A 24,177-nucleotide genomic window follows, 5' to 3' on the forward strand; every position below is an offset into this window, starting at 1 on the left:
CTATTCACCTTATCCAGTACGTGTTCATACTGCTGCTGTTATAACGAGTGCCATTCTCGTCGTAGCCTACTATTAGTTCGGTACGAAAGCTCAAAGGTCATATTCTGTAAGTTTCATCTGCCTCATTTCCACCACCAGAGGCTCTCTTTATAATATCCACTTACTTACTCTTCCTTTTCAACGCATTGTTATTTAGTTGAATTATATTCTATCAATTCAGAATACAATTTGCAAGTTTGAAATTTTTGATTGTTACAATTTTCCTAAGAGCTAACCAAATTGCATGATAACCTGGTGATCTTGGTATATTTATTTGATAAATGTATCCGACATCCATTCGTAAAACTTTTCCTTTTCTTCAAACTGCGGATAATGAGCGGATTGGTCAAAAGAAATAAATTCTTTTTGATCAGCTTCAATCTTGTCAAAATAACTTTTTGCCGCATTAGATGAAGTCATATAATCATATTTGCCCATAACAAAATAGAACGGGATTTCAAGTTTCGTTACCAAGTTAGGTAATGGATTTTTTAAAATATCGTTTAACAACATCTGTTGAGAAAATCCCATCCCATAGTTATAACGGATTATATCTAATAAGTTATACTCACTGCTTAATAACACACTTATGTTATCACCTGGGTTTTCAATTAGTCTTGCTGCTCCACCATATTTCGCAACGTAATTTCTTGGGGTAACCATATCTCCATTTTTGATTTGTTCAGTTAATCCTTGTAAATATAAAACATCTTCCTGATTGCCAGCCTTTTGAGCCTGATCAATAACGTAGGACAAACCGTCCAACTCACTTTCAACTGTATCACTCATCTGCCCAATACCAATATACGCTTCATATTTTTCAGGGGCTTTATAGGCAGCTTGCATTCCAATATATGTACCAGCAGAATGACTCATCAATATGACCTTTTCTTTTCCAAGACGCTCTGATATGTAATCGGTCATAGCTAATAAATCCTCTACCAATAAATCTGTTGATAGATTAGTATAGTCCTCAAAAAAATGATGTGATTTACCGCTCGCTCTTTGGTCGTAATGAACGACTGTAAAATCGGCTTCTAATAAGTCTTGATATTTATCGACATAGGGGATTTCTGGAGTTCCTGGCCCTCCATGTACAACAATAATTACAGGATTATCCTTATCATTACCGCGTATCATAATTTCATGATTACTTCCATTTATCTCTACTTGTTCTAACTCACTAATACTGTTTTTAGCTTGGATAGACTGAGTCCAAGTAGGAGAAAAAAGGGCTATTATAAGTAATAATATTATAATTGCACCGCTTATTTTTATTATCTTTTTAATATTTTTCATGTGAATCCTTTCTGCTTATGTTTTTATTTGTCTTCCTTAAAATAAAGATTCTCATCCCTCTTTAATAATACAATATAAGCATAAAAAGATTTCTTAGTTTACAAAACATTAACAATGCTAACCTGAATTATCCGAGCTCCTCGTACTCGAATTCAGTTTTTAGCAAAGAAAAGACACCCTTTATACAAGAGTGCCTTAGTGTTTGTACCCCGTGTTAGAAACAAACATGAAAATCACAACATACACGTTTTTACACTGTACTGGTGTACTGTTCATCTTGCTTTATTAATAAGCTCTATATATTGTGAATCTCCATATCCTATTGTCGGAAAAAGTTCAAATAACTTATTAATTAATTCTGACGTTGGTAAATCATTATTTTTAGAAATATACCTTACTACTGCATTATTTTCTTTTAGCATATCTAAATATATATTTATTGCCTGATACATTACTGGAAGTAGTTCGTTTGATGGTTTTTCATGGTTTACTAATACTTCTCCGTATACGGAATCATAGTTACCTAATTTAAGTTCAACTTGACTTACTTTAAACTCATCTTCTCTGAAGGTATTTAAGAACACTTTGCCATCATATCTAGACTGTTCAAGATAGGAAAGTATCGTAAGTAGGTTCATTTGACAAAACATGTCTTCACCAAACCATAAAACCATATACTTATATTCTTTATTAAAAAGATTTTCTAATGGATCAATAACCTTTTTGATATAATTTTCTACTGATTCATGATGACCCAATGCACGTGTTTTTATAAACTCTTTATCAAAAATTTGTTTAGTAGTCGCATTTACACACATCGCTTCATTAAATGGAGCACAATCAGAATCTCCCATTAGTTTTTGATCTTTGAACTCTTCATACATAGCCTGACCATTCAATATGTTCAGTACATCTTTGTCAAATAACTCACGCTTCTCATTTTGTAACTTTTCAACCTCAATCTTCCTAGATATATTCATCCTACACCATTCCTCGTCTCTATTTATAGTGAGTTTAACAAATGATTGAACAGACATCTAGTTAAGTTGAAATTCTCTTGGATTCATCAATAACAGTTTCAAAAGATCTACTATAAGCTTCTTGCGAGGAATAATCGTAAGCAATTAATTTCAGCCTTCCACAACTATATCAATAATAAAATAATGAAACTTGATAATTTTATATTGCAAAACGATAAATTTATTGTTAAAATCAAATCAACAATAAATGTGTGAGGTGCTTTTTAATGAAACGAGGATCAACACTCTTTTTAAAGTTGGCTGTTATTTTGATGGGAATCCCTGTCCTTGCTTTGTGTCTATTTTTGTTGCCACAGATAGCGAATGAAGCAGATGAAGCTGTTGAGAGAGGTTCCGATTTGGCTTTTGTGGTATATGGCATCTTAATGGTTATGTATGTTTCAGCAGTGCCATTTTACTTCGCTCTGTATCAATCTTTTAACCTTTTAAGCTATATTGACAAGAACCAAGCCTTCTCGGAATTATCTGTCAGAGCTTTAAAGAAAATCAAAAACTGTGCTATCATTATTAGTTGTTTATATGTGGTAGCCCTACCATTCGTCTATATTATGGCGCAGGTAGACGACGCCCCTGGTCTCATAATAGTCGGTATGATTCCTATTTTTGCTTCCATGGTGATTGCTGTATTTGCTGCTGTTCTCCAAAGGCTTTTAAAAGAAGCCATAGATATAAAAGAGGAAAACGATTTAATAGTCTGAGCTGAGGTGAATAATATGCCAATTATAATCAATATCGACGTGATGCTGGCTAAACGAAAAATGAGTGTAACGGAACTGTCAGAGAGGGTTGGAATTACGATGGCAAACATTTCTAACTTAAAAAATGGAAAGGCAAAAGCGATTCGCTTATCCACTTTAGATGCGATTTGCAAAGCTTTAGAATGTCAACCTGGAGATCTTTTAGAATACAAAGGTGAGGATCATGACCAGAGAGAAAACGATTTATATCCTTTTAACTGATACCGGAACGATTTTAACAAGAATGATTAAGTCATATACTAAGAAACCCTATAATCATGCTTCCATCGCCTTTGATGCTGAACTAATGGAGATATATAGTTTTGGGAGAAAAGTAGAAAACAACCCTTTTATGGGAGGATTCGTTAGAGAAGATATTCATTCGATTTTGTTTAATCAAGCCGATTGTGCCATCTATTCTTTAATCATAACTAACGATGAATTTCAAAGTATGTATCAATATATCCAAGAAATAGCCGCCCAAAAGGACTATTATCGCTATAATTTTATAGGATTATTTGGTGTACCGTTTAAAAAGCCGATAAAGAGAAAGAATGCTTTCTTCTGTTCTCAGTTTGTTGCATCTGTCTTAAAGGAAAGTAAAATCATTGGTTTTGAGAAAGATCTATCTCTTGTGGAACCAAGTGACTTACCGCATTCAGCAAATTTCCAATTGATTTTTGAAGGTAGATTAAAGGATTATCACAATAGAGACAGAAACAATAGGGAACGTGTTTTAGTCATTCCATTATAGGGTGCGATTACTTAATCAAAAAATAAAAGGGTGATACATAACTAAATATGTATCACCCTTTATTTTTTTTGACAAGTGTTGATTAACTAAAAGTACTCAGTAGATTGCTTGCTAATATTGTGATAACACACTGGGTACTTTATGTCTATGTGCTTACAGAGTGCTTTGAACTGAACGAGTTCTACACCTTTAGCGATACTTCTTGATGCTTTGGTTATTGTGAAAGTAACGCTAATTTTCTTTTAGATGGCGTTTCGTATTTTACTTTTGCGGACTTTTGAACGTAACTTCCATTACCAACCCCATATAAACCACCATGATTACTCTTATAGCTATAAACTCGGTATTCATCGCCTTTTTTCAAAGGACGGACCGTGGTCAATGAACCGTTACTCTCCATTTTGACTAAGTTTGTATTAGATAGAATCGTAACTTTACCTATTTGCCCTAATTTTAGTTCTGTTTTTCCCCACATAACTTTTACAGCGGGTACAGTTGGTACAGTAGATACATCTAACTTTTTCGTAATGTACGCAGAGGAAATATAACCTGATAATTTTTGATCCTCCGTTTTAACTGGGTACCATACAAATTGGTTTACACTTGCCAAAGATCGGTCATAGAAAAAATTCCCTTCTATAATCAAGGTAGTATTTTTGGATAAGGATTTTTTAACTGAAGAAGCACCAGGTTGTGACCTTAAACTTACAGCGTCTCCTGTTACCAATACCTTGTCTCCTTTTTTAAATTGGTATGCAGAGGTATGGAGCTGATCTGTTAATGTATATTCCATATTTTTGAATACTATATTTTCACTGCTGTTAGGGTTATATTCAAAGTCTGCTGTATTGAAAGGAAACTGCCCTAATGTTGTACCGTTTAAGTAACTATCTTTTTCAATAAGCGAAAAAACTTTTTCTTGATAAGCCTCTATATTCTTGAATCCATTGGACTGATAAAGAGGACTATTAACAGGCTTTATACCATTATAAGCCATGACAGGAAAGTACCAATTTTCGATTACCTCTGGTCCTGCCCCTTTTATTTTAGGCAGATCTTTACGATCGTACATTTTGCTAAGTATTTCGACGCCTGCTTGAATATTATAATTGACATCGTATTTTAATCTCTCTTGATCATAGCTTGGTTGATTAGTAATTTGCATAAGACCTATCCCATTATCTTTTGAGATTATAGGTTGGCCATTCTCATCAAATTGTTTCCAAGCACCATTTTCTCTTGAAGCCACAGCTTTTACTACTTCGGGAGGGACTTTTGCTTCTAAAGCAGCAGTCGTAAGTAAGCAGTTCATATGCTGAAAAGTAGGGTTTAGGTTTGGATTAATATCACCAAATGATGAACATTTAGATGCCCATGTTGACTCAGCGGAAGCTTCTTCATAAGACCAACCTAGGAGCAATAAACAGGTTAAGAATCCTGCTATCATTTTGATTGATTTCATTCCTTCATTCTCCATTCATTAAATTTCATATATTTATATAGTTTATTTTAACATAGTATATGAATGTTTCTATAGTCTGAGAGACTTCAATTCGGTTGGTTCAAGAATTGGGGCTTACTCGAGCACAGTTTATGTGGAGGATACCAACCGAACAGTTTAGGAACTGATGAAAGCCCTTCTCTAAGGAGGACATGCCAATTCACCACTTTATGCTTTCGATACTTGTGCAAGTACTTCATTGGGAGTTTTCACACGAAAATTTCCTGACAAATATAGACCGAATAAAACAAAGATTGTTCCGATTACTGCGTATCCGGTAATACGTTCTCCTAAGAGTATTACTGCTAGTATATAGCCAGCAATAGGATTCAAAAGCAACCAATTGTTTGCTATAATAGCGTCTTTTTTAAGCAAGTAAAACCAAAGACTTATATTGAAAATGGATAGAGCAAAGATTGACCAAAGTAAATAACCAATAAGTTTAATATCAATTGTAATTGGTTGGCCAGCTTCTAAAAGAAAGGACGGGATAACTAAAATAAGACCTCCAAAAACTACCTGCCATGTGTTAACTACGATTGTCGGTAATTGTAAATTCGTTTTCTTGTAAACAAGACTACCGACAGCCATCGATATAATTGCACAAGCTAACAATAAAATACCACCTATAGTAGCATGACTACCTACTAACGAAGGATAAGAGGCGATGAATAATCCTATGAATGATATCACCATCCCACCCCATTCCTTTCGCTGAATGGATTGTCCTAAAAACAGGAAGGCAAGTAGAGCATAAAGCAAAGAATTTGCTGGCACGAAAAGATTAAAAATACCAGAGGAAACGGTTTGAAGAGCGATCAAACCCAATCCTAAAAACAAGGATGTATTTAATAAACCTAACCAAAATAATATAATAAATTCCTTTTTATTCGGCACTGCATATTTTCCCTTTTGTAGTACATAAATATAGATTAGCAGCAACAATCCAGCAATAATAAAACGCAGCGTAGCAAGCGTTAATGGAGGAGCAGACTGAAGTCCAAATTTCATTGCTATAGCTCCAGAAGCATATAAAACAGTAAATAATAGACCTAACATCAGACTCTTAAACCCCATACATTTATACTCCCCTTTGACTTTAGATACTCTTATTATTGCAATACTTGTTCTATTAATCTATCATTTACCAGAACTTTTAGAATAATTATACTTTTAACTTATTTTTTATAAATCTCAATCGAACTGCTCGAACATTCATTAACTATATAGTTCGTTAGTCTAAGTGCACTTCATTACAAACTACAAAATGATATTTACTTAAATATTTATAAAAAAAATCGTATTAAAGTTATATCTTAAATACGATTTTTTACAGCTTTTGAAAAAGAGTGATTATGATATTGCGATTTTTTATTACCGCCATAAAGTTGAACAGTCTGTCTTATCCAGAATTAAATTCGATCATATTCTCAAGTAACGAATAATCCACTGGACATTAACCATCGTAATTCAAACCTCTCTGACAGTTCCGTTACACTCATTTTTCGTTTAGCCAGCTTCACGTCAATATCGGTAACAATTGACATGTATTTATCCACAAACCGTAAAATCATTCTCTGACTTTATATCAATAGCATTTTGTATAAGCCTTTGAAGAACAGCTGCAAATGTTGCATGTTAATTGCAGCGGGAATAGTAATATCCATTGCTATATTTTATGGCATGGAAGACATAACAGGTGCAATAAATAATTATTTATTTGCATTGTATTATTATTGATATAACTATTAATTTGAACATACAAAAAAAGCATTCTCCTTACAAAGAAATGCTTTTTACTTTAAATTACTCAATTTATAACTTGTTCAACTCAAGCACTCGTTACTTGGAAAAGTTTTAATCGTAAAACTCCATATGCTTTTTCTCCTGTTTATAATAATTTAGTCTATCTTGTAAGGTTCCGGTATGGAATTCAAACTTATGACCATCTGGATCAGTAAAGTAAATAGACTTTTTATCTCTTCCGTCTCTTGGACGACCTGACAAGATGTTCACTTTACATTCTTTCAGTTTCTCGTACATATTATCAAATTCAGCTTCTTCAATTGAAAAAGCTATATGCGTGTATGATTGGCCTATTTCATTACGGGGTATAGCTTTCTCTTCATTAAGGGCAAGCCACATACCATTTAAATCAAAATATGCAGAGCTTCTACCTTTTACTAACAATTTAGCTTCAAATACATTTTTGTAGAAATCAATAGAATTTTCTAAGTCAGAAACTGAAAATAAAAAATGATTAAGACCTTTTATCGACACCTTTATCACCTCAAAAAATTAGTATTCCTCATTAAACAAACCCGCCTCTTTATAACCCTTTGTTTCAACTAAAGTCCCAAATACAATCAAACAAAAAGAAATCGTTGACGGTTCGCTTCTTCTCAAGCAATTGCGTTAACTGACTTACGATTCATTTGTAATTATATAATATCAAAAAAGAAGGGATACCGTTATTTCAAAATGGGAATTTAGGCTTTAGGGTAACTACAAGCTATTTTGTTTCTTTTAATTATTTTCTCGCTAAATAAATAAGGAAAGCATTCTGTTCAACACAGAACACTTTCCTATTAGAAAGGATTGTATATTCAACTGATTAAGTAGTAACTTTTTCAATTATTTGGCTTCTGGTTTCTCTTTTTCCATAGAGTTAAATAATTGTGTAGATGATAAGGCATTAAATGGCATAGAAACATTATGGTTAAGCCCTTCGTTGTAAGCCGCTTTTAAGTCTTTAAGTAAAACAGCTAAGGCAGTGTCTGCTGTCCATTCTGAAACATCGCTCCAATTTCTAACTACCCAGCTATCACCTGTACTAACTTTTAATAGGTTTAATAACTCTTCTTGAGGTAAGTTATAGTGATTCCCTAATTTAAGTCCTTCAGCTACAGCATTCATGTTAATACCTAAAATCATATTATTAACTAATTTTGCTACTTGGCTATTTCCTGGCTCCTCGCCATAGAAGAATGTGTTCAATCCAATCGCATCAAAGTATGGTTGGAATGATTTAACGATTTCTTCTGAACCGGATGTCATAATCGATAATGTTCCAGCTTGAGCACCTGAAGCACCACCACTTACCGCAGCGCTAATTAATGTCAAATCACTTTCTGCTTCGACTTTTTTGCCTAATTCATTCATTGTCTCAGGGTCAAGTGTACTCATAACAATAATTGTTTTATTTTTAGGTTCGGCAGATAATAGACCACCCTCACCAAAAATTAGGTCTACATTTTGAGCATAGTCACGAACCATAGAGATAATCGCTTCGTCCGCTTGTAAAGCCACTTCTTTTAAAGAATCTACCATTGTGATCCCTGCAGCTTCTGCTTTCTCATAAACGCCTTTATAAGCATCATAACCGATTACTTCAAAACCAGCTTTTTTTAAGTTAACTGCCATCGGGAAGCCCATTGTTCCTAATCCTGCAAATCCAATTTTTTTACTCATGATATATTCCTCCTAATCTTATACTTATAAATTGTAGTAATTAAATCTATTACATAAAAACTTTAGTATAAAGTTCTTGATGCCGCGTTATAGTTGAATAATTCATAACAAGTATGAAAACTTGCTACAGTTAGATAATTAAGCTAAACCTAAGAGTGCCATGACAACTATAACCGCCATTGCCACCCAGCTGGTAACGCTTATGCTGATAAATCCATTTTTGAAAGTATCTTTCATCGTTAATCCCGTTAAATTGTTAAATATAATCAAGAATCCAGAGTAAGGAACAATGGATAGAGCTCCAGATGATATTGCGATTGCGCGGTGAATCGTTTCCGGATCTAATCCCATTTCCAAATAAACAGGGGCAAAATTCGTAACAGCTATGCCAATTGCTCCAACAGCAGAAGCAGTGATACCGCCTATAAGACCTGTCCCAATCATTAATGAGAGTACCGGAGGTCCAGGGATTGATTGAATCAATTGAAATACACCCTTAAACGCAGGCACACTAGTTGCAATGCTACCAAATGCAATGGTACTACCAGTTGTGATCGTTGAAGCTACCGATTCGTTAGCTCCTTGATTTAATACCTCTTTTTGCTGAGCAATTTGTTTACGGAATAATATAGCACTCAATACGATCGCAACAATTAAAGCGACAATAATGATGTTACTCACAGAAGTAAATAGTAATATTATGGCTAATAACACGACGATTGGCAGTAAACTGATAATGAATGATGGGAGCTTGCGTTCAGATGTCACATCACTACTTTCATCCTTCTCATCCACTTTAAATGTCTCGTTATTACGCAAGCTTTTGGCCAACGAGAATTTCATAAATACTAGTATGAAGACAATTGCTACGATGGAAGTGACGATTCCGATAAGCGGCGCAGCAGTTAATGTAGTTCCCAAAGCCGTTGAAGGTACAATATTGTGTAAGGAAGGTGCCCCAGGCAACATCGTCATCGTGAACGTTGAAGTTCCACCAAACACAGGGATAGCAACTAATTTCCACGAAATATTAAGTTCTCTGAAGATAGGTTTAGCCATGGGAATTAATGCGAATATGATGACGAATACATTAATACCACCGTAAGTAAGAATGGCAGAAATAATAAATAATGCCACTAATGCGTTGTACGGGTTCTTGGTTCCTACCACCGACAATACTTTATTTGCAATGGAAACAGTTGCTCCACTTTTATCCATGTATTTCGCTAATATAGAACCTAATAAGAATATCGCGAAATTGGATGCTACAAACCCAGCAAGTGAAGCCATATAAGAGTTTTCTTTGCCAAATACGGTTTCTAGTATAGGCACTTCGTTAAAAAGCAACACGACAATCGTCGCTATGGGTGCAGCAATTATGATACTAAACTTTTTAATAATTAAGAGAACTATTGTTAAAATACCTAACAATATCCCAAATACACCTAATATCTCCATTCTATTTCCACTTCTTTTCCTTAAGTTTAGACATACCTTGTATGCGTCCCTTATAATAAATATTTAATATTTATGTTATCTATTTATTATCACCCCTCCTCTCGAATTAATTAAATCCATTATCCGATATCACGTATATTTAATTCATACATCTCGGTCATGAGATAAGTATATAAAGTGTGGCATACTTGTGACGATTGGATTAAATCAATAAATCTCGAAATCGAGATAATAGTAGTGCAAATTTCCATACACTTTCAACAATTTCTTGATGAATTGCAATTTCTCTCAAATCTGATTTTTTCGGAAATCTCAAATATAAGGTATTAACCTTCTTTTGAAATTTCCTTATAAAGTTTTTCCCCCTAATATGCAGGTAGTTAGATATAGGGGGTCCCCTAATGTATTAGGTTAATCCTTTTATTTTATATTGATACCATCAAATATCTCAAACGTATTTGACAGAAATAACTATAACGTAGTTTTCATTATTCGTAAAATACATATAAATCATTCAATGCATTCCTTTTTTTCATGATTCAAAAGGTAATTCAACTGAAATATACCGGATAAATTCACGAACTGCAGGTGAAGCGTGTTTTCCCTTTTTTGAGATAAGTCCCAAATTCCAAGGAAAGATTGGATTATCGATGGGAATCGCCTTGATTAAATCTTGATCGACTTTTTTAGCAATGGGTTTTGGGAAAATGGAAATCCCTAAGTTTTCGCCAATCATCCCACTAATAAAATCCCACTGAGAACTTTCATAAGCAATTTCCGGACGAAAACCAGCTCGTAGGCACTCTTGAATAATGAGGTCATGAATTGCAAACTCTTTCTTAAATAGAATAAAGGCTTCATTTTGTAATTCTTTCATTTCAACTTTTTCCCTCTGTGCTAATGGATGGGACTTATGGACAAAGAGCGACAGTTCATCATAAACAAGAGGAACAACATCAAACTCCTTTTCATCCACAGGTAGCATAACTACTCCAAGATCTAATGTTCCATCTCTGACTTCCTGTTTAACCTTCTTTGAATCCTCTTCAAAGAGCTTTATTTTGATATCGGGGTATAGATTATTGAATCCTTTAATGATTTTTGGGAAAAATAAAAAACCAATTATTGGCGGTATACCGATTTTTATTTTTCCTTTTTTTAGGTTCATTAAATCATATAGGTGGATAGATAAATCATTTAGCGATTCCATAATCTTTTCGCCTTCCGCCAATACTATTTCGCCTGCTTCCGTTAATTCAATTTTCTTTGCGGAACGGTCAATCAGTTCTACATTCAATTCTTCTTCCAAACTTTTGACTACTTTACTTAGTGTAGACTGTGACAAGTGAAGAGATTTGGAAGCTTTGGTAAAACTTTTGTATTTGGCTACTTCTGTAAAGTAAGTGAGATGACGTATGTCCATGAATGTAATCTCCAATCTATGAATTATATATATATTTCTTAGTTCTTTCATTCATTTTACTCATACTAATTGGTGATGTATACTCATTGGAGCAATAACATAAATTAGAGTAGCACTAGCCATATTGGCCACAATTTATAATTCTGTAATAATACGTAACAAAATGAAAAAGCCTAAGAGGTAACTGTTAAATAGTTACTCCCAGGCTTTTATTCTTTCGTGACACAGCAAAGCTGTGATTTTTCTCTCGGACCAGACCTACATAAACTGTTGCGGAACCCTAGAAAATATTTAATGTATAAGATTACTGTACATTATACAATTTTTATATCTTAGTCTATATTAGAATAGCGAAAAGCATAATCTATCCTTTTCAACTAACGGTTGCTTTAGTTTATGATGGAAAAAAAAACGCTCAGAGAAATATTCTCTAAGCGTTTTTATGTTATTTACAATTAGAATGTTAATTCGTTGTATTCTAATCATAAAATACTAGGATTAGTTTACATACTAGCTACTTCTTTACCTCGATCCCGTCAGCCACCTTCAGCTCCGATCCGTTGATGCCGTCGACGACGTTTTCGACCATGCTGAGGTCCTTCCCGGCATCGATTCTGATGCCGTTGGCGACCTGTCGAATGACGTTGCTCTCGATCCTGATGCCTGAGGGGATTCCTGTTCCCCGTCCGTCAGTACCGCGATCCTCATTGAGCCGGATGGCCCAGAACCCGTCAGTCCCTCCAGTGATGTGGTTACCGTGCAACTCCGTGCCCGGCCCATTGCGGACCTCGATGCCAACCTTCGAATCCTCCCCTGCGGTGATCCTATTGTCCTCGATGAGGGTGTCAGGAGTTCCCAGGATGACGAGGATTCCCTGACGGTTTCCAATCAGGTCGTTGGAGTGCACCCAGTTTCCAGGTCCTGAGGCGTCGTGTTTGTTCTTGGCCCCTCCGGAATTGCCCAGCGCGATGCCCGCCCGCTGCCCGCCAACGACCGTGTTATCCCGGACCTCGTTCAGGTATTCACCTTCGCCGTGCAGGTCAATGGCGTCGAGGTGGCTGCCGACGATGGTGTTGTCCGCCACGAGATTGTTGTGCGTGGAGAACTGCAGCAGAATAGCGTGTCGCAGATGCCTGCCATCGAGGGTATTGCCGATGACAACGTTGTGCCGGGAATCGTTGGCAGCATCCGGGTCGTGTTGGTCCCTTGAACCCTCGATAGCGATGCCGTAGCCCTGTCCGCCGGGACCGACGGCAGTTGCCTCACTAATGTAGTTTCCAGAGAGGGTTACTTCACGGCTGGCCTTGACGGAGATGCCGTGGCGCTCGAACCTGCGGATGCCCAGGTTCTCCACTATGATTTGGGAGCTGGCCTGCCCTTCTTGCGCTCCGAGGTGGATCCCGTACATCGGGCCGCCACCTGCGTCGCCGTCCTCGGGATTGTCGCCAAGTGCCCCCTCGTATCGGGAGGTGATGGTGAAATCAGCGACGATAACATCGTGGACGCCGGAGCCACGGATCACCCGGCTGTCATCCTCTCCGTCGAGGGAGGTCAGCAGCACGGTGCTCTCCTGGCCCTCGCCGCGCAGGTCTACGCCGCTGCGCAACACGATGTTCGCCGACTCGTCGTCCGGGTCGGTGGAACGCAGGTCATACGTGCCGGCCGGCAGCAGGACTTCGTCACCTGGTTCAGCCGCGTCCAGGGCCGCCCGAATGGCTGCTGCGTCGTCGTGTGAGTCCGGATCCGGATCTGCTCCAAAGTCCATAACATCAAGTCGCTTGCCCGTGGCCGGACCCGGTGTCGACACCTCAATCGGCTTGCCGGATCGGTCCACCAAACCAGGGAGCTGCCAGTCGCCTTGCTCGGACGGAGCAGGTTCCACGGCTTTATCACTCTCGGACGGTGCGGGTTCTACGGCTTCATCGCTCTCGATCGGCCCGTCGGTTTCCTCGACGGTGCATGCGGTCAAGAGGACCACCAGACCAAGGACCACCCACCATAAATTCGCCAAACCTCGCCGGCTGTTCCGAACAGATTCCTTCATCAAACTTCTCACGTCCTTCCTTGTTTCTTACGTCCCTCTCGTCGTCCATGGAAGCGTCGAGAAAAGGGGTGAGCCCGCGGGCCTCGGCTTGATTTGCCGAACCCCGCGGGCTCACTAACTTCAGGATGCCTGACGACCCCTACCGGGTCGCCAACGTCATCCCATGGCCAGAGGCCTATTTTTGGGAGTTGTCGTTTCCATTATTCCCGTTATTTCCGTTGTTTCCTTTACCCTTGTTGTTATCTTTGCTGAGGGCCGTTTACTTTTCAGCTTTTGCTGCTTCGCGGTCTGCTTTCGCTTTAGCTTTTGCCGCTTCTCTTGCAGCTTTTTCTTCAGCTTTTGCTGCCTTACGTTCAGCTTTTGCTGCAGCTTGTTGCGCTTTTCTCTCTTCTTTTGCAAAGTTTAACGGGATGTCTTTTTCCAACGGAGTGTCTGCCGAAGAACCACCGACATGCACGCGGTATTTTCCATCAACAGTAGCCCACTCGCCATCAGCCCAGTTCGCTAGGTTATCCGGTTCTTCCGGAATGAAATAAGAGAACGGGTGGTTGGAATCAGCCTGGTTAATACGTACAGTCACGTGTTGGCTTTCACCTGGCTCAAGATCAACCTTCTCGAAGTTGACAAGTCGCTTAGTTGGCTGTCCTGCCTCGTCCGGAAGTGTCAGATAGACCTGTGCCGCTTCTTTGCCGGCAACGTCACCAGTGTTAGTGATGTTGAAGGACACGTCAATACCGGAAAACGAGCCGTTATTGCCTTTGCCTTCACCGCGAACCTTCTTCACCTTCAAGTCATCATACTCGAAAGTCGTGTAAGACAAGCCATACCCGAATGGGAAGACCGGCTTCACATCGTTTGCTTCATACCAGCGGTAGCCCATCTCTAGACCCTCAGTGTACTTGGCGATTAATTGGTCGGAACCGTCACCGTATGGGCCTGGTCCGCCTGGCTTGCCAGTATCTTGACGCGTTCCTGGGAATTGCTCTTCTGTCGCGAAGGCAGCTTCACGCTCGGTCGCACCGAATGTCATAGGCAGCTTACCGGAAGGATTGACTTTACCGTAAAGCAAGTTAGCCACGGCATTTCCATCCTCCATGCCTGGGAACCAAGCTTCAAGTACTGCTGGTACCTCATTCAACCACGGCATTAGCACCGTACCAGAAGTCTTTAGGACCACAGCAGTGTTCTCCGAGTTTGCCTTCAAGACCGCATCAATCAGCGGCTCCTGCTCCACCCAGTCCTCTTGTTTATCTCGCGTGTCGAGGTCGATGGCCGGGAAGCCAAGGGTATCGCGGTCAACGGTCTCATGCGGGTTGTCGCCGATCATAAGCAGCACGACGTCAGACTCAGCAGCCAGCTTAGCGGCAGCCTCCGGGTCACGGCCATCGTTGTACGTTACTTCAGTATCGTAGCCCAGCTCCTCGATGACGTTCTCCAGACCCTCTTGCGGGGTCACCGCGTAAGGGGTCACGACGTTCTCGTTTGTGTCCTTAGTGGAGCGCGGGGACATCTTGGCCTCGCCAGCGAACCACTCAACGCCGATCAGTGCGATTGAATCTGGTTCGCCATCCAATGGTAGGAAGCTGTTATCGTTCTTTAACAGTACGGCTCCATCCTCAGCCATCTTCAGTGCGCTAGCTCCGTTAGCAATCGGATCGACAATTTCAGGCATGAACTTATCGTAAGGCTCATCCATGTGGCCGTACTCGATCATCTTGATGTAGCGTGGACGAAGAAGATTGTCGATGTCTTCATCGGTTACTTCACCAGAATCAAGTGCATCCTGGATTTTTTCCTCAGTGTAGTACTGTGGTGCCCAGTCTAGCTCAACATTCATGCCCGCCTTGATGGCAGCAACCGTGTCGTGAATTGCGCGGCGGTCACTCATCACGTAACCATCAAAGCCCCAGTTGTCACGCAAAGCATCTTGTAGCAATTCAGAGCTATCACAAGCATAAGTGCCGTTAACATCCGGGAATGAACACATCACTGAAGCTGGGTCAGCATCCTTGACAGTCATCTCGAAAGGCAGCATGTACAGCTCGTTCATCGCCTGTGAGGGAACTTGGACACCCATCGTCCATCGCTCAGTCTCTTGCTCGTTGCCTGCCAAGTGCTTAAGCTGTGCCTGAACTCCTTGGTCCTGGATACCTTTGACTTGCTCTGTTGCCATGGTGCCCGTCAAGTACGGATCCTCACTGAAGTATTCATAATTACGTCCATTGTACGGGTGACGCACGAGGTTCATGCCCGGCCCGAGCAGCACGTGATGCGCGAAAGCACGAGTTTCTTCGCCAAGAATTCGGCCTGCTTCATAGTTCAGCTCGCGATCAAAGGTTGCGGCCATCGCCAGGGAGGACGGTAGTCCCGTCGCTTCTGGGTCATTCCCACACGAGCCGCCCTTCACTCCTGTACCACCGTTAGTCATGCGGATTGTGGGGATGCCTAGATCCTCAATTCCACGGATTTGTCGGCCAGTGTCCTGCCACTCACACCCAGGCAAGGTACCCTGGGGCGCGAATTCGCCGTTCTGGTACTTGCTACTACCTTTCTTGTCGATGACTACCGTCTCACCGGTGTCGTTCTCATTGAATCGCGAGATGGCGATTTGCTGGATTTTCTGTTCCATCGTCATCTCATCGAGAAGCAGCTTGGTGCGCTCCTCAGCAGAGAGCTGGGTGTTCATCCAGGGGTTGATCCCTTCCGTTATCGCATTAGCAGGATTTACTAATGCAGACATGGAGATCGTTGCTGTCAAAAAAATTGAAGTAATTCGTTTTATCATCTTAATCTCTCCATTACTATCTAATATTTGTCTATTATGTATTTATAAAATTCGTTTTATATCTTAATCTCTCCCTTAATAACTATTCGTCAATTAGTATTGAAATATCTCTCCCTTACTAACAACAGTCTCTTAGTATATAGAAAAACTATTACGCTAGCATGTCCGGTTAATTACAAAACAGCAACAAATACCACGAGATTAGTAACGCTCCTAAAGTCCTGAAGTGGTCTCAAACACTGTAGTAGCAATGATTTGCCAAATAAAGAATCAAAATAAATTTAAACGAGGAATATACTTCATCATTCTAAATATACTGAAATAGGATGGATGAATTTCTATTTATTAAATAAGCAATGTTACTATGATATTTGGAAATCCAATCGAAGGTGACATGTAATGAAATTCAATATCAGGCATATTTTAAATATTACTTTTTAAAAAACGAAAAAATCAGACAAAAAAATCGTATTCAAGAAATTTCTTGAATACGATTGTATTAACTTTATTTAGTCTGATCTATATTGTCTGTATATTTTTCCACTTTTCATCAGTAACCCGACATTAAAGTTACCAACTTTAATGTAACTGGACAGCAACAAAATTCAGATAATGTAAAATTGACCTTATTCCACAGTCACCGATTTAGCTAAATTCCTCGGTTTATCCACATCACAGTCTCTATGCAACGCGGCATAATAACTAATCAACTGTAAAGGTACTACTGCTACTAGCGGTGAGAATAGCTCATGTACTTTTGGAAGTACGAAGCGATCTTCTTCCTCTTCTAAGCCTTCCATTGCAATAATGCATGGGTTTGCACCTCGTGCTACTACTTCTTTTACATTACCTCGAATGTTCAGGCTTACGGCTTGTTGAGTTGCAAGCGCGAATATTGGGGTACCATCTTCAATAAGTGCGATTGTACCGTGTTTTAATTCTCCACCTGCAAATCCCTCTGCTTGAATATAAGAGATTTCTTTTAGTTTTAAAGCACCTTCCAAACTTACATAGAAGTCAATATTGCGTCCGATGAAAAATGCATTTCTAGTTGTTGCTAAAAACTCTGCCGCAATTTCTTCCATTTCTTCTTTGGAATCAACAATTGTTTGCACTGCATTTGCTGCAATACCTAGTTCTTTCACAACATCAAAATCTACTGTTTTGTTTTGATATTGTGCATACACAGAAGCTGTTACCATTAATACTGCTACTTGTGCAACGTAGGCTTTCGTAGATGCAACTGCAATTTCAGGACCAGCGTGAAGTAAAAGCGTATGATCAGCTTCGCGAGAAAGTGTTGATCCAGGTACGTTTGTCATTGTAATCGTTGGGTAGCCTTTTTCTTTTATTTTCACTAGCACTTGTCTGCTATCCGCAGTTTCACCTGATTGTGTAATGAATAAAAACAACGGTTTTGCAGAAAGAAGTGGCATGTTGTAGCCGAACTCACTAGAAATATGAACTTCTACTGGAATACCTGCGATTTTTTCGAAGTATTGTTTTCCAATAAGACCAGCGTGATAGCTTGTGCCTGCAGCAATAATGTACAGACGATCTGCATCATGAAATGCTTGTAAAATAGCCGGGTCAATCACAAGCTCGTCTTGTTCATTTTGATAGGCTTGAATAATTTTACGAATAACAGCTGGTTGTTCGTCCATTTCTTTTAGCATGTAGTGAGGATATGTTCCTTTTTCGATATCGCTCAAATCTAGCTCTGCTTTGTATGCTGGTCGATCTACGATGGAACCATCTAGTTTTTGAATTTCAATGGAATCCTTATGCACGATAACTATTTCTTGATCGTGAAGTTCTACATACTGCTCTGTCACTTGTAGCATTGCCATAGCGTCGGATGCCACTACGTTAAATCCTTCTCCAAGTCCTACAAGTAGTGGTGATTTGTTTTTGGCTACATAAATAGTGTTTGCATCTTCTTTGTCTAGAAGTGCAAGTGCATAAGATCCGTGGATTAGATGCAATGTTTTTCTAAGTGCATCTATTGTCGATAGTCCGTCTTGAGAAAACTTTTCTATTAACTGTACGATTACTTCTGTGTCTGTATCAGAAGCCATTTCTACATTAGATAAATATGCCTTTTTCATGAGGTGATAGTTTTCAATGACACCATTATGCACAAGTGTAAAACGTTTTGTTGTACTTTGGTGAGGGTGCGCATTTAGTTGATTTGGTACACCATGTGTTGCCCAACGAGTATGCCCAATGCCAAGTCTTGCATCTACATCTTCATCCACTACATCACGTAGATCTGCAATTCGACCTTTTTCCTTAAAAACGACTACGCCATCTTCATTGAGCACCGCAATTCCTGCTGAATCATATCCACGGTACTCTAATTTTTCTAATCCTTTTAATAATATTTCCTTTACGTCCGCTTCTCCAATATATCCTACAATTCCACACATATTGTTATTTCCTCCGTTTACATTCATGTCAAAATAAACGTCCTGTTTTTTCACAGTCGCTCATTATGCTAAGAATGCCTTCTTTTCCCCTCTGTCATACAATCACTCGTATGGTTTCTGAAAAAGAATAACAACCGGGCAAATACGGTCGGGAGGCATCCGCCGAATTTTCGATAACCTCCACCTCGTCTGCTGAAGATACATTTCGTCCGATTTCTTCAGCTCTGGCGCTATAATTGTTTTCCTTACTTTAACGCGTTTAACGTTCCTCCCTGTCTACGCGGTCACTTTATAATTTACATTTAAAGTAACTTTTTCATTATATACGTTCATTATATGCACGTCAATTTAGTCGAATATAGATTAATAGATTAACTTAAAAGAGCCCCAAGTAGAGGCTCTTTCTCCAACCTATTTACCAAACCGCTATTGCTCCATCTGTCCGGGACTCTGTACCGCCTTGGAGAACCCCTGTCTCCTGGTTTCTCCAAATTATTTGACCACGTCCAAAGCTACCACCATCCGTTGCCATTTGAATATCATGACCTTTTCTTACTAAGCTCTGCACGAGATAATTTGGAAACTCGGGTTCGACATGAATTATTTTTCCTTTCACCCATTGCCAACGTGGCATATCCAATGTTGCTTGTGGACTCAATAGATAATCTATCGTATTCGTCACAACTTGGAAATGTCCTTGCGGCTGCATATATGCACCCATTACTCCAAACGGTCCAACCGCTTTTCCATCCTTCGTTAAGAAACCTGGAATTATCGTATGGAATGTTCTTTTGCCAGGTTGCAACACATTTGGATGTGTTTCATCTAATGAAAAATCATGCCCTCTATTTTGTAATGCGATTCCTGTATTCGGAATGACAATTCCAGAACCAAACCCCATGTAATTACTTTGAATGTACGAAACCATATTGCCTTCTTCATCCGCTGTCGCTAAATAAACTGTTCCCGCTTTTGGCAAATCATAAGGTTCCGGATTACTTGCTCCTTCTTCAATAGTTGCAGCACGAGATTTAGCATATTCATCTGATAATAAGTGTTCTACGCTGATCGGCATAGCACCTGGTTCTGTAATGAATGCTTTGCCATCTGTAAATGCTAATTTCAGCGATTCGATTTGATGATGGAATGTATCTGCATTTTGCCACATCGGTGTTTGAAGGTTTTTGAATATATTAAGCGCCATTAGTGCTACCATCCCTTGACCGTTTGGTGGAACTTCCCAAACATCATAACCTCGATAATTTACTGAAATAGGCTCTACCCACTCTGCTTTGTATGAAGATAAATCTTTTTTTGATAAGTATCCATCATGTTTTCTCATATAAGCATCAATTTTATCTGCTATTTTTCCTTCATAAAAATCGCGAGCGTTCGTTTCTCCAACCGCTAGGAGTGTTTTAGCATGACCCGGTGAAGACCACATCTCCCCGATTTCTGGTGCTCTTCCATTTGGTGCAAAGGTTTCAAACCATGCAGTAAATTCTTCCGTAGTAAAAGTATCTTTAAATTTAGCATACGCTAGTTTCCAATACTTACCAAGAATAGGTGTTAACGGGTAGCCTTCTTCTGCGTAACGAATTGCTGGTAGTAGTACCTCTTTAAGCGAGAGTTTACCAAAACGTTCCGATAGTGCCGCCCACGCAGCGGGAACACCAGGCACTGTAACAGGTATTACACCATGGACAGGTATATGATCATATCCTTGGTCTCTTAGTTTTTGTGCAGAAATAGATTGTGGTGCAGGACCTGAGGCATTTAACCCATGCAGTTTATCTTTTGTCCAAACTAAAGCAAATGCATCTCCGCCTATACCATTAGAAGTGGGTTCTACTACGGTAAGTGCTGCAGCTGTTGCAATTGCAGCGTCAATAGCATTTCCCCCTTGCTTTAAGATGTCTAATCCTGCTTGTGCTGCCAGCGGTTGAGACGTTGCAACCATTCCCTTTTTTGCAAAAACAGTATGTCGTTTAGCTGAAAACGGATGGTATAAATAATCCATACAAATCCCCCCTCTTATTTATGTATCTCTTTATCTTTAAGAATAACAGATTATTGAGTGAATATTCTACCTATTCATATGTACAAAAAAAGAGTACCCTCCATTGAAGGCACCCTGAGATTGTTTATTTATTTTTCCAGCAATTTTACAATTTCTCTATTAAACGCTGGTAAATCGTCTGGTGTTCTACTTGTGACGAGTTGATTGGCACAAACAAATACTTCTTCGTCATGGTAAGTTGCTCCGGCGTTTTCTAAATCGACTTTAATCGACTTATATCCAGTAGCATCTCGCCCTTCTAATGTTTTTGCAGTGATTAAAAGTTGCGGTCCGTGACATATTGCAAATACTGGTTTCTTTGCATCCATAAACGCTTTTGCAAAAGCTACAAATCGATCGTCCGCTCGTAGAATGTCTGGTGAAAATCCTCCTGGAATAAATAAAGCATCAAAATCTTCTGGTTTTACATCATCTATTCCATAATCTACTTTAATGTTTGCTTCGCCTTGTTTACCAGTTACTTCATTCCCTGCTTCTTTCTCAATTGTAAATACCTCATGTCCTGCATCGTTTAAAGCTTGAGCTGGACTCGTATACTCTACGTCTTCAAACATATTTGTGATTAATGTTGCTACTTTAGCCATTTCCTCACTCCTTATCTGTTTGTTCTCTATTATTATTCCACTAAATAAACTTAGTAAACATTTATGTTGTTAAAAGGATTTTCCCAACACTTTTTCGACTTTCTAATAAGCGGTGTGCTTCGGCTCCGTCCTGCAATGCAAAAATAGTTGGCTCTTTGATAGTTATTTTTCCTTCTAAAATCCAGTCAAATAATTGCTTCGATCGTACCTTTCGTTCTTCTAAAGAGGTTAGTACATTCCAAAGGTCTCCACCAATTAACGTTTTAGAAGTATCCATCAACATGCGTGGATCAACAAACGCCGGATCTCCACCTGACATTCCATAAAACACAACAGTACCACCTATTTTAGCCACTTCAAAACTGTTTCCTAATGTAGAACCTACAGAATCATACGCGACGTCTACCCCGAAACCATTTGTTACTTCCTTCACTTCATCTATCCAATTGTCCTTATATAAGAAAACAGCATCCGCTCCGACCAAAGAAGCAACTTCGGACTTTTCCTTGGTGGAGGTGAGGCCAATGATATTTGCTCCAAGTAGTTTCCCGATTTGAATTAGGTTTTGTCCCACACCACCAGCTGCTGCATGAACTAGTATCGTATCCCCAGTCTTCACTTGATAACTATCACTAGTCAAATACTGTGCCGTTAATCCTTGCAATAAAACAGACGCAGCTATCTCAAAAGAAATATCATTTGGCAAAGGAATCGCTTTTTCGATAGGAACAGCTACTAATTCAGCATTCGCATATGGGACATCTGCAAATGCAATACGATCTCCTACGCTCCATTCAGATACTCCTACACCTACTTGCTCTACCACACCAGCACCCTCATATCCCAAAATATATGGTGGATTTCCGGCTAGATGATAATTCCCTTTTCTCCTATAAATATCAGCAAAATTTAACCCAATTGCTTTCATTCGAACCAATACCTCATTTTCTTTCATGGCTGGGTTATCAATTTCTTTATACTGTAATACTTCAGGTCCACCAAACGTTTCAAAAATAAGTGCTTTCATTTTATTGCTCCCGTCTATTGAAATATATGACTTATCGTATATAAACTTTGTATGAAGTACAATGAATCTGACTTTTGGGGTAACGAAAAAAATCCAGCACAAGGCTGGATTATAATTTATTATTCAGCTAATCCCATCTCTGCTTTTACTACATCCACAATACGGCTTACGTAGTTTTCGCAGTCTGCTTCCGTAGCTGCTTCTACCATGACACGTACAAGCGGTTCTGTACCTGATGGTCGAACTAAAACGCGACCATTGCCCGACATTTCTGCTTCTACTGTTTGAATCATAGCTGCTACTTTCACATTTTCTGTCACTGCATGCTTGTCTGTTACGCGCACATTTACAAGCTTTTGAGGAAAGATGGTCATTTCAGATGCAAGTTCTGAAAGTTTTTTCCCGGTTACTTTCATAATATTGACTAGTTGTAGACCAGTTAATAAACCGTCACCTGTTGTATTGTAATCTAGGAAGACAATATGTCCTGACTGCTCCCCGCCAAGGTTATAGCCATTCTTTTTCATTTCCTCTACTACATAGCGATCTCCAACTGCTGTTTTCACACTTGTCATGTCATGTGCTTCTAATGCTTTATAGAAGCCCATATTACTCATCACAGTGGAAACGACCGTGCTTTTATTTAAACGCCCATGTGCATTTAAATATTTGGCACATATATACATGATTTGGTCGCCATCTACAATTTGTCCTTTTTCATCAACAGCGATTAAACGGTCCCCGTCTCCATCAAATGCAAGACCTACGTCCGCTCCTTTTTCTAAGACAAACTTAGCTAGTTCTTCTGGATGTGTTGAACCTACACCTTCATTAATATTCAACCCATTTGGAGATACTCCCATCGTCGATAGATCTGCATCTAAATCCGCAAATACATGGGTTCCAAGGGAAGAAGTTGCCCCGTTTGCACAGTCTAATGCGACATGGACACCTACAAACTCTTCATCTATTGTTTGTTTCAAGTATTGAATATATTTTTGTCCGCCTTCAAAATAATCCGATACGGAACCAACTCCTGCTCCAGTAGGACGAGGAATTTCATCTACTTCTGCATCGAGTAGTTGCTCAATCTCCTCTTCCTGTTCATCCGAAAGCTTGAAACCATCCGGCCCAAAGAATTTAATTCCATTATCTGCCACTGGATTATGCGAAGCAGAAATCATCACTCCTGCATCTGCACTCATAACTCGCGTTAAAAAAGCTACACCAGGTGTACTAATGACTCCTAAACGCATCACTTCCACACCAACTGAGAGAAGCCCAGCAACGAGTGCACCTTCTAGCATATGACCGGATACCCTAGTATCGCGACCGATTAACACCTTCGCTCGTTCCTTTGCTTCCTTCGTTAGAATATATCCTCCAACACGACCTAGTTTAAAAGCTAGTTCTGGTGTTAATTCTGAATTTGCTACTCCTCGAACACCATCTGTACCAAAATATTTTCCCATTTCTTCTTCTCTCCTTAAAAACCTGTTGTCCTAC

Annotated in this window: 18 protein-coding genes, 2 pseudogenes and 1 other annotated feature (1 of these 21 only partly in view); of the genes and pseudogenes, 3 read left to right on the forward strand and 17 right to left on the reverse strand. The window is 39.3% G+C overall.

From position 1 onward, the window contains the following. Positions 1-190: a binding site (T-box leader), on the reverse strand (it extends 51 nt beyond the left edge of the window). Between the two features lie 119 nt (positions 191-309). Both BMZ04_RS15070 and BMZ04_RS15075 read right to left on the reverse strand, forming a co-directional pair. Next, positions 310-1,338, reverse strand: coding sequence for an alpha/beta fold hydrolase (locus BMZ04_RS15070; RefSeq protein WP_093272718.1), 1,029 nt, complete (start codon positions 1,336-1,338; stop codon positions 310-312). 272 nt (positions 1,339-1,610) lie between these two features. Continuing rightward, a pseudogene (locus BMZ04_RS15075) lies at positions 1,611-2,457 on the reverse strand (AraC family transcriptional regulator); the annotation flags it as partial. Between the two features lie 127 nt (positions 2,458-2,584). On the opposite strand from BMZ04_RS15075, the gene BMZ04_RS15080 reads away from it, so the two are divergent. Genes BMZ04_RS15080 through BMZ04_RS15090 form a run of 3 tightly spaced genes read left to right on the forward strand, consistent with a single transcriptional unit; the run spans position 2,585 to position 3,869 of the window. Continuing rightward, positions 2,585-3,076 (forward strand): DUF2975 domain-containing protein, encoded by a 492-nt coding sequence (locus BMZ04_RS15080; protein WP_093272723.1) that lies wholly within the window; start codon positions 2,585-2,587, stop codon positions 3,074-3,076. A gap of 15 nt (positions 3,077-3,091) precedes the next feature. Next, entirely contained in the window at positions 3,092-3,337 is a 246-nt protein-coding gene (locus tag BMZ04_RS15085) for a helix-turn-helix domain-containing protein (RefSeq protein WP_093272725.1), read from the forward strand. After that, positions 3,300-3,869, forward strand: coding sequence for a hypothetical protein (locus tag BMZ04_RS15090; RefSeq protein WP_093272727.1), 570 nt, complete (start codon positions 3,300-3,302; stop codon positions 3,867-3,869). Before BMZ04_RS15085 ends, BMZ04_RS15090 begins: the two co-directional genes overlap by 38 nt. A 214-nt stretch (positions 3,870-4,083) precedes the next feature. Here the strand turns inward: BMZ04_RS15090 and BMZ04_RS15095 are convergent, their stop codons facing one another. The 15 genes and pseudogenes from BMZ04_RS15095 to glmM form a co-directional block, all read right to left on the reverse strand. After that, the gene (locus tag BMZ04_RS15095; protein ID WP_093272730.1) at positions 4,084-5,331 is read right to left on the reverse strand and encodes a transglycosylase SLT domain-containing protein; all 1,248 of its coding nucleotides are present in this window, start codon (positions 5,329-5,331) and stop codon (positions 4,084-4,086) included. Positions 5,332-5,538: 207 nt separating this feature from the next. After that, positions 5,539-6,447, reverse strand: coding sequence for a DMT family transporter (locus tag BMZ04_RS15100; RefSeq protein ID WP_093272732.1), 909 nt, complete (start codon positions 6,445-6,447; stop codon positions 5,539-5,541). Positions 6,448-6,800: 353 nt separating this feature from the next. Further along, positions 6,801-6,944 carry a hypothetical protein gene (locus BMZ04_RS23175; protein WP_369802674.1) on the reverse strand — a complete coding sequence of 48 codons (144 nt, stop codon included), beginning with the start codon at positions 6,942-6,944 and terminating at the stop codon, positions 6,801-6,803. Further along, positions 6,922-7,005: pseudogene (locus tag BMZ04_RS22865) on the reverse strand (DUF2975 domain-containing protein); the annotation flags it as partial. The gene BMZ04_RS23175 and the pseudogene BMZ04_RS22865, both read right to left, overlap by 23 nt. A gap of 222 nt (positions 7,006-7,227) precedes the next feature. Next, complete coding sequence (gene fosM / locus BMZ04_RS15105; protein ID WP_093272736.1) at positions 7,228-7,650, reverse strand: FosM family fosfomycin resistance protein; 423 nt, start codon at positions 7,648-7,650, stop codon at positions 7,228-7,230. A 354-nt stretch (positions 7,651-8,004) separates the two neighbouring features. Further along, positions 8,005-8,841, reverse strand: coding sequence for an NAD(P)-dependent oxidoreductase (locus tag BMZ04_RS15110; protein WP_093272738.1), 837 nt, complete (start codon positions 8,839-8,841; stop codon positions 8,005-8,007). 138 nt (positions 8,842-8,979) lie between these two features. Continuing rightward, positions 8,980-10,299, reverse strand: coding sequence for a GntP family permease (locus BMZ04_RS15115; RefSeq protein ID WP_093272741.1), 1,320 nt, complete (start codon positions 10,297-10,299; stop codon positions 8,980-8,982). A 532-nt stretch (positions 10,300-10,831) separates the two neighbouring features. Beyond that, the gene (locus tag BMZ04_RS15120) at positions 10,832-11,722 is read right to left on the reverse strand and encodes a LysR family transcriptional regulator (protein WP_093272743.1); all 891 of its coding nucleotides are present in this window, start codon (positions 11,720-11,722) and stop codon (positions 10,832-10,834) included. Between the two features lie 514 nt (positions 11,723-12,236). Beyond that, the gene (locus tag BMZ04_RS15125; RefSeq protein WP_255367950.1) at positions 12,237-13,766 is read right to left on the reverse strand and encodes a right-handed parallel beta-helix repeat-containing protein; all 1,530 of its coding nucleotides are present in this window, start codon (positions 13,764-13,766) and stop codon (positions 12,237-12,239) included. A 259-nt stretch (positions 13,767-14,025) separates the two neighbouring features. Next, positions 14,026-16,551 (reverse strand): beta-glucosidase family protein, encoded by a 2,526-nt coding sequence (locus tag BMZ04_RS15130; protein ID WP_093272747.1) that lies wholly within the window; start codon positions 16,549-16,551, stop codon positions 14,026-14,028. Positions 16,552-17,177: 626 nt separating this feature from the next. Further along, positions 17,178-18,980, reverse strand: coding sequence for a glutamine--fructose-6-phosphate transaminase (isomerizing) (gene glmS / locus BMZ04_RS15135; protein WP_093272749.1), 1,803 nt, complete (start codon positions 18,978-18,980; stop codon positions 17,178-17,180). A gap of 415 nt (positions 18,981-19,395) precedes the next feature. Further along, the gene (locus tag BMZ04_RS15140) at positions 19,396-21,000 is read right to left on the reverse strand and encodes a gamma-glutamyltransferase family protein (protein ID WP_093272752.1); all 1,605 of its coding nucleotides are present in this window, start codon (positions 20,998-21,000) and stop codon (positions 19,396-19,398) included. A 128-nt stretch (positions 21,001-21,128) separates the two neighbouring features. Next, positions 21,129-21,644, reverse strand: coding sequence for a type 1 glutamine amidotransferase domain-containing protein (locus BMZ04_RS15145; protein ID WP_093272755.1), 516 nt, complete (start codon positions 21,642-21,644; stop codon positions 21,129-21,131). Between the two features lie 61 nt (positions 21,645-21,705). Beyond that, the gene (locus BMZ04_RS15150; RefSeq protein ID WP_093272758.1) at positions 21,706-22,671 is read right to left on the reverse strand and encodes a quinone oxidoreductase family protein; all 966 of its coding nucleotides are present in this window, start codon (positions 22,669-22,671) and stop codon (positions 21,706-21,708) included. Between the two features lie 119 nt (positions 22,672-22,790). Further along, positions 22,791-24,143: a phosphoglucosamine mutase gene (glmM, locus tag BMZ04_RS15155; RefSeq protein ID WP_093272761.1), complete on the reverse strand. Its 1,353-nt coding sequence runs from the start codon at positions 24,141-24,143 to the stop codon at positions 22,791-22,793. Positions 24,144-24,177: the final 34 nt, after the last annotated feature.

Source organism: Psychrobacillus sp. OK032, assembly GCF_900111345.1.
GTDB lineage: Bacteria > Bacillota > Bacilli > Bacillales_A > Planococcaceae > Psychrobacillus.

Bases quoted from the DNA above. Each gene is read 5' to 3' on its own strand.
- BMZ04_RS15115 (WP_093272741.1), bottom strand. From the start codon at position 10,299: ATGGAGATATTAGGTGTATTTGGGATATTGTTAGGTATTTTAACAATA.
- BMZ04_RS23175 (WP_369802674.1), bottom strand. From the start codon at position 6,944: ATGATTTTACGGTTTGTGGATAAATACATGTCAATTGTTACCGATATT.
- BMZ04_RS15110 (WP_093272738.1), bottom strand. From the start codon at position 8,841: ATGAGTAAAAAAATTGGATTTGCAGGATTAGGAACAATGGGCTTCCCG.
- glmS (WP_093272749.1), bottom strand. From the start codon at position 18,980: ATGTGTGGAATTGTAGGATATATTGGAGAAGCGGACGTAAAGGAAATA.
- BMZ04_RS15130 (WP_093272747.1), bottom strand. From the start codon at position 16,551: ATGATAAAACGAATTACTTCAATTTTTTTGACAGCAACGATCTCCATG.
- BMZ04_RS15070 (WP_093272718.1), bottom strand. From the start codon at position 1,338: ATGAAAAATATTAAAAAGATAATAAAAATAAGCGGTGCAATTATAATA.
- glmM (WP_093272761.1), bottom strand. From the start codon at position 24,143: ATGGGAAAATATTTTGGTACAGATGGTGTTCGAGGAGTAGCAAATTCA.
- BMZ04_RS15080 (WP_093272723.1), top strand. From the start codon at position 2,585: ATGAAACGAGGATCAACACTCTTTTTAAAGTTGGCTGTTATTTTGATG.
- BMZ04_RS15095 (WP_093272730.1), bottom strand. From the start codon at position 5,331: ATGAAATCAATCAAAATGATAGCAGGATTCTTAACCTGTTTATTGCTC.
- BMZ04_RS15090 (WP_093272727.1), top strand. From the start codon at position 3,300: ATGACCAGAGAGAAAACGATTTATATCCTTTTAACTGATACCGGAACG.
- BMZ04_RS15085 (WP_093272725.1), top strand. From the start codon at position 3,092: ATGCCAATTATAATCAATATCGACGTGATGCTGGCTAAACGAAAAATG.
- BMZ04_RS15145 (WP_093272755.1), bottom strand. From the start codon at position 21,644: ATGGCTAAAGTAGCAACATTAATCACAAATATGTTTGAAGACGTAGAG.
- BMZ04_RS15125 (WP_255367950.1), bottom strand. From the start codon at position 13,766: ATGAAGGAATCTGTTCGGAACAGCCGGCGAGGTTTGGCGAATTTATGG.
- BMZ04_RS15100 (WP_093272732.1), bottom strand. From the start codon at position 6,447: ATGGGGTTTAAGAGTCTGATGTTAGGTCTATTATTTACTGTTTTATAT.
- BMZ04_RS15150 (WP_093272758.1), bottom strand. From the start codon at position 22,671: ATGAAAGCACTTATTTTTGAAACGTTTGGTGGACCTGAAGTATTACAG.
- BMZ04_RS15140 (WP_093272752.1), bottom strand. From the start codon at position 21,000: ATGGATTATTTATACCATCCGTTTTCAGCTAAACGACATACTGTTTTT.
- BMZ04_RS15120 (WP_093272743.1), bottom strand. From the start codon at position 11,722: ATGGACATACGTCATCTCACTTACTTTACAGAAGTAGCCAAATACAAA.